This window comes from Streptomyces sp. URMC 126 (genome assembly GCF_051386555.1).
Lineage (GTDB): Bacteria > Actinomycetota > Actinomycetes > Streptomycetales > Streptomycetaceae > Streptomyces.
In genome coordinates, this window is sequence record NZ_JBPQTX010000384.1 from 1 (window position 1) to 6,012 (window position 6,012).

At 71.6% G+C, this 6,012-nt stretch carries 5 protein-coding genes; 2 read left to right on the top strand and 3 right to left on the bottom strand.

What is annotated here, in order from left to right:
* The first annotated feature begins 45 nt into the window (after positions 1 to 45).
* Positions 46 to 999, top strand: coding sequence for a GlxA family transcriptional regulator (locus tag ACSNOK_RS29685; RefSeq protein ID WP_436783889.1), 954 nt, complete (start codon positions 46 to 48; stop codon positions 997 to 999).
* Positions 1,000 to 1,016: 17 nt separating this feature from the next.
* Here the strand turns inward: ACSNOK_RS29685 and ACSNOK_RS29690 are convergent, their stop codons facing one another.
* From ACSNOK_RS29690 to ACSNOK_RS29700, 3 genes are all read right to left on the bottom strand, one after another.
* Complete coding sequence (locus tag ACSNOK_RS29690; protein WP_436783890.1) at positions 1,017 to 2,069, bottom strand: CPBP family intramembrane glutamic endopeptidase; 1,053 nt, start codon at positions 2,067 to 2,069, stop codon at positions 1,017 to 1,019.
* Between the two features lie 334 nt (positions 2,070 to 2,403).
* Positions 2,404 to 3,033 carry a hypothetical protein gene (locus tag ACSNOK_RS29695; RefSeq protein ID WP_436783891.1) on the bottom strand — a complete coding sequence of 210 codons (630 nt, stop codon included), beginning with the start codon at positions 3,031 to 3,033 and terminating at the stop codon, positions 2,404 to 2,406.
* 1,052 nt (positions 3,034 to 4,085) lie between these two features.
* Positions 4,086 to 4,544 carry a hypothetical protein gene (locus tag ACSNOK_RS29700; RefSeq protein WP_436783892.1) on the bottom strand — a complete coding sequence of 153 codons (459 nt, stop codon included), beginning with the start codon at positions 4,542 to 4,544 and terminating at the stop codon, positions 4,086 to 4,088.
* A 312-nt stretch (positions 4,545 to 4,856) separates the two neighbouring features.
* Here ACSNOK_RS29700 and ACSNOK_RS29705 point away from each other — a divergent pair, with 312 nt between their 5' ends.
* Complete coding sequence (locus tag ACSNOK_RS29705; protein WP_436783893.1) at positions 4,857 to 5,828, top strand: FG-GAP repeat domain-containing protein; 972 nt, start codon at positions 4,857 to 4,859, stop codon at positions 5,826 to 5,828.
* The last annotated feature ends 184 nt before the right edge of the window (positions 5,829 to 6,012 follow it).

Below are 6,012 nucleotides of genomic sequence, written 5' to 3' on the forward strand. Positions count from 1 at the left end.
GACCCGACCCGCCCGCGCCGCCCCGGGCGGCGGTACCGTCCCCGCATGCACACGGTCGCCGTCCTCGCCCTCCCGCGCGTGATCCCGTTCGACCTCTCCATCGCGGTGGAGACCTTCGGCCGCGTCCGGCTGCCCGACGGAAGCCCGGGCTACGCGGTGCGTGTCTGCGCCGAGCGCCCGGAGGTCGACGCGGGGGAGTTCAGCCTGCGGGCGCCCTGGGGGCTGGACGGGCTGCGGGGCGCGGACACGGTCGTCGTGCCCGGTACCGCCGACCCGGAGGCGCCACTCGGCGCGGCCGTCCGCGCCGCGCTGCGCCGGGCCGCGGACGACGGCGCGCGCGTCGCCTCCCTCTGCTCGGGCGCCTTCGTCCTCGCCGCCGCCGGGCTGCTGGACGGGCTGCGGGCGACGACCCACTGGCGGGCCGCCGGGCGGCTCGCCGCCGGCCACCCGGCGGTCGACGTCGATCCCGACGTCCTCTACGTCGACAACGGGCGGATCCTCACCTCGGCGGGGGCGGCGGCCGGCCTCGACCTGTGTCTGCACATGGTCCGTCGCGACTACGGCTCCGCGGTGGCCGCCGACACCGCCCGAATCTCCGTGACGCCCCTGGAACGGGAGGGCGGGCAGGCGCAGTTCATCGTCCACGACCACACGCCCGTCCCGGCGGGTTCCGCGCTGGAGCCGCTGCTCCACTGGCTGGGCGAGAACCTCGCCCGCCCGCTGACCGTCGACGACATCGCCGCCCGGGCCGGCGTCAGCCCCCGGACCCTCACCCGCCACTTCCGCGAGCAGACCGGCACCACGCCGTTGCAGTGGCTGCACCGCGCCCGGATCCGCCGGGCCCAGCAGCTGTTGGAGACCACCGGCCGGCCCGTCGAACACATCGGCGCCGAGGTGGGGTTCGGATCCCCGACCGCCTTCCGGGACCGCTTCCGCCGCACCACGGGCGTCAGCCCGCGCGCCTACCGCCGGGCCTTCGCCGCGGCGGTGACGCGCTGAAGCGGCCGGCGGTCTCCTTACGGCGCCGGCCGACGCGCGTCCGCTCCCGCCTGGGGTGCCCCGGTCCGCCCCGGCGTCCTGGTCACGGACCGGCCGTCCGGCGTGCCGCCCCGTGGTCGGCTCCGCCGAACACGCACGGACAGTCCGCGGGGCGACGCGGGGTGAGGGGTGGCTCGGGCTGTGTAGAAGGACGGCCGGAGTCGGCCGGTCAGCGCCAGGAAGGCGACGAACGCGCCCGTGACGATCCAGCCGGGCCATCCGGCCATACCCATGTGCAGGGGATCGAGTGCCGCCTCGGGATCAGCGAACTCCTTGACCATGCCGACACTCACCGAGCTCACGAACGCGTGGCCGATGACGGCCGGTACGACCGAGCCGGAGCGCAGGCGCAGCCAGGTGAAGACCGGCAGTATGAGGATGCAACTCACCAGCATGGCAGGCACTGACACATACCAGGGCCGGCCCGGGTACTGGCCGCCCATCAGCAGCGTGGGCAGGTGCCACAGGGCGAAGGCCGTGCCGGTGACCATGTACGCCCGGACCAGGCGCCGGCGGCCACCGTCCCGTGCCAGGCGCGGGAAGAGGTAACCCTGCCAGCCCAGTTCCTCGCCGAAGAACAGCGGGAGCGACAAGAGCATGTTCACCACGGCTCCTGCCGCCCACGCGCCGAGCCCGTTCCAGTGCACTCCACCGAACGGGTAGCGGCCGGCGAAGGCGCCAATGGCAAGGGCAGCCGCGGTGAGACCGGCGGGGACGGCGAAGGCTGTCAGGCAGGCCCGTGCACCACGCCCCCAGGGCTTCGTCCAGCGCAGGGCGAGGCTGTCCCGTACCCGGCCGCCGCGTTCGACACAGCGGACGACGAGGATCGCGGCGAGAGCAGGGGCCAACATCGCGGCCGCGATACACACCTGCTCCAGCGCACCGGTCTCCTCGCGTGCGTCGCCGCGCCGGTAACCACCGGCCAAGAGGGGTGACATGGCCGACCACATGCCGATGTAGGCGGCCCCGAGGTAGACGAACAGGCCGCGTCGTCGGTTGACGAGCGGTAAGGACCCGGTTGAGAGCGTCATGGCGTGGACGCTATGGATCAGCGCGGCGGCGAGGAATCCGGCTGGCGTGCGTATCGGCGGTGGCCCTAGCCCCACTGTCCCGCATGAGGATCTCCCTACCCGCCGCAGACAGTCAGCGGCTGACTTCGAGGTCGGTCAGGACGAGCAGAGCGCACAGGGAGGCGGGCAGCGCCGGCGGGGTCGGTGCGTCGCTTGGTGAGGGCCAGAACATGGTCATGGCGGGCGGCGGTGATGCCACGGGCTGTGGTGGCGTACCGGCCGACGCCGTAGCGGGTCGGCGCGAGTCGCCGACCGGCTCGTTCGTCCCGCGCGGCCGCGACTCCGAAGAGCCCGCTCAGTCGAAGTACACGACCAACCGGACACCCTCGTCCCCGAAACGGCCGGCGAGCGCCGCCATGACGGCGAACACGTGCTCCCAGCCGGTTCCCGGGCCCACCGCGTCCCGGCGGGTGAACCCTCGGTAGTTCACCCGCGTGGAGTCCGTGCGCCACTCCCCGAACGGGGTGCCCGCCGGGCCGTCCGCCGCCGCCCGCGCACCCAGCCGCTCCACGGCGTCGGGCGGCCACTCGTCGGTGATCCAGTAGCGGTGGGTCATGGCCGGGCTGCGGTCGTCCCGCAGTTCGAGCAGTCCCCGGACGCCCTTGGGGGCGACGTCGGGGTCCATCGCGGACAGCTCCGACCAGGTCACCCAGGTCGCGCCGTGCACGGCGGCGTCGAGCGCGGCGACGTCCTCGTACTCGGCCCGCAGGTCGGGCGACACGTCCGGCGGCAGCCCGCGGCCGGCGGCGACCGGCTCCCAGAGGCCGGTGTCGCGGACGCCGAAGAGGCAGGCGAACGCGGTGTAGTCCCGGTTCGCGTACAGCGGGAACAGATCAAGGGCGCGCCGCCAGGGCGGCCCGTCGTACCAGTCTTCGTCGGCGCACGGCTCCCTCACCTCGACGCAGCCGTATATGTCGGTACCCATGGGATGCAGCGTAGGCCGCTGCCGGCAGGGGGCGGCGCCCGGAGCGTGCCGTCGTCGGGAGCGTCGGAAGGCGACCTCGTCCGGCACCGCTGTCGAGAGGTCCTGTTTTCGTCCAGCAATTGCGGGCTCGGGCACAGACCTTGGGAAATGGTCGCGCAGGGTGACCGTGCCCTTCGAGACGGCTGGGCGGGGGCGGCGTCGGCGTGGCGCCACCCTCACCGGCGACGGCCGGGGGCGGCTGCGACGGACCGGACATCGGGGTGTCGGGGGCATCGGGGGAGCAGTGGAAGAGCGTTTTGTCCCGGCAGGGCTGTTTGATACGCCGGGCGAGCAGCCGCTTGGATCAGGTGAACGTGCGTGCCACGATCGGGTCCTGAAAGCCCGCGAGGACTGCGGTTGAGTGCGGGATCGTCCGTTGAGGTAAGGGGGGGCCACGAGTGGCCACCGGGGGAACAGCGCGGCTACTGATCGGCAACGGCGGTGACGCGACGTTGGAGCTGACCGTTGAGCCCTGGGCGGATACGTATCGAATTCTCCCGAAGCAGAGGTGGGTCGTCGTCACCCACTCGCCTGCGGCGGATGGTTCATGGTCCGGGACTCTGCGTGGGGACGAGCCGTTCCAGGTCGACCACCAGCCCGAATCGGTCGCGGTGTGGGTCAACGGCAACTGCTTCCACCTCAGCGACGCGGAGGGGAACGCGATCGACTCGGCTGACTGGCACTGCCCTGTTCAGGGCTCCTCCTTCTGACTTGGTGTGCTCGGGCGTCGGGCCGGTTCGGGGTCGGTTCGCGGGCGAGTCGTCGGCTTATGAGGTCGACCATGGCTAGCGACGAGCGTCACGCAGGACTGCGCGACTGTCGGCACCGGGCCGAGCCCGCGGCGGCGTCCGTGACACGTCCCTGACCCCGATTCCGGAGCAGGCTTTTGGCCACTCCCGTTTCGCTCGCGAGGAAAGGGACCGGGGCCGGGATTACGGTGGAAGCTCCGTCTCGTGGTGAGGGGGCCGGCATCGTGGGGGACAGCCGACTGGGGCTCGTGATGATTCACGGGTTCATGTCCGGGCCGAAGGTGTGGGAGCCGTTGCGCGCGCTGATCGCCGCGGACCCGGGGGCTCGGGTTCGTCGAACCGCTGACGTTCGAGTATGCGACCGGGCTGCTTTCGGTCAATCCGCTGCGGGTCCTTCCGTCGATCGAAACGGTCGCGGACAGCCTCAAGGAATACCTGGTCACGGAAGCCGGCGCGTTCGACCAGCTGTTCCTGGTCACCCACAGCCAGGGCGGGCTGGTCGCCCAGCGCTATCTGGTGCGCATGCTGCACGACGGCAGAGGCGGCGAACTCGCCCGGATCCGGCGGCTGGTCATGCTCGCCTGCCCGAGCAACGGCTCCGAACTGCTGCTCTCCTTGCGACGGCGTGCGTTGGGCGTGCGCCATCCGCAGGAGAAGGATCTCCGCCCGTTGAACGACCGGGTCAGCGAGACCCTGCGCACGGTGGTGCGTGATGTCGTGCACGCCACCGAGGTCACCGACCGGACCTGTCCCATACCGGTGACGGTCTACGCGGGTGAGAGCGACGGCGTGGTGCCCCGCGCCTCGGCACAGTCCGTCTTTCCGGACAGTTCCGCCCTGCCGGGTGACCACTCCGGCATTCTCAAGGCCGATTCGCCCCGGCACCGGACGTACACCGCGCTCCGCCGTCTCCTCCTTGCCACGCGAAGCGAACCCTACGTACCCGGGCCGGAAGCGGAGGCGGGACCCGAACCGGCGGGCCCCCTCACCCGTGCTCCGGCCGCGGAAGAACCCCCCGGGAAGCGGCGGCGCCGGGTGACCGCGATCACCCTGGCCGTCGCTCTGGCGGTCGTCGCCCCGGTCCTGTACTTCGCCCCGATGCCGTGGAAGGCGGCCGGCAACTCGCCTCTCGCGGAAGCCGGTTCGCGGACCCCGAGCCCGGTACGGGAGGACGGCGGTGTCACTCCGCCCGAGAGGTTTCCGGCCACGGACACGTTCTGGTTGGTCGACCTCAACCAGGACAGGAAGGCCGAATACCTCGCGGTCGCCAAAGACCAGACCTTCCGCTTCTGGTGGAACGGCGGAGTCAAGGACGAGCGCCTGCGTTACGGCGGGAAAGGGGAGAACTCGTACGCCCCTGGTCCCGATGCGTACGGCGCCGCGTTGCGCTTCGGCGACATCGACCGTGACGGCCGGCCCGACTGCATGGCGGTGGACCGGACCGGCAGGGTGACCCTCCACACCTGGATCGAAGAGAATCCGCCAGGCGCCCGCATGTGCATGCGCGGATACGACGGTGACGTCGGCGTTCCCCTGCTCGCCACCGCCGGCCGTATGCCGGATCTCAAGGAGATCCAGTTCGCGGACATCGACGGAGACGGACGCGTCGACTACCTGTGGATAGAACCGAGCAGCGAAGTCACCGTCTGGTTCAACCGGGGATTCACGGACGAGGACGGACACAAGCGTCTGAAATGGTCCCCTCCCACGAGGGCTCTCACAACCGTCTTCAACCGGGAAATGCGATTCGCCGACCTCGACGGGGACGGGCGTGCCGATCCGGTCCTCATCACCCCCAAGGGCGGCGCACGGGGCTGGCTCAACCGAAGCGGCGCGGAATCGGGCATCGTCAATGACGACATCTGTCAGATCGTGCCGGACACCGACGCCCCTCCGGCGGAGATTCGGTTCGCCGACGTCGACGGAGACGGAAAGGCCGAATTCCTGCATATCGACAGGACGGGCGCGGTCCACGTCCGCGACCCCGAACTGCGCCCGAAATGCTGACAGCGGGGCCGCGGCGCACCCCGAGCCGCCGGCGCTTGTCCGCCGACGCGCGGGAGAAGGGTACGCCACTGCCTCGCCGAGTCCTGACGCTGCTCGGTCGGGGTCCCGGACTTCGACGCGGCCGCTTCGGGCGGGCGGGCCGGGACGCCCCGGCCCCAACCCCGGCCCAACCTCGGCCCAACCC

Bases quoted from the DNA above. Each gene is read 5' to 3' on its own strand.
- ACSNOK_RS29685 (WP_436783889.1), top strand. From the start codon at position 46: ATGCACACGGTCGCCGTCCTCGCCCTCCCGCGCGTGATCCCGTTCGAC.
- ACSNOK_RS29690 (WP_436783890.1), bottom strand. From the start codon at position 2,069: ATGACGCTCTCAACCGGGTCCTTACCGCTCGTCAACCGACGACGCGGC.
- ACSNOK_RS29695 (WP_436783891.1), bottom strand. From the start codon at position 3,033: ATGGGTACCGACATATACGGCTGCGTCGAGGTGAGGGAGCCGTGCGCC.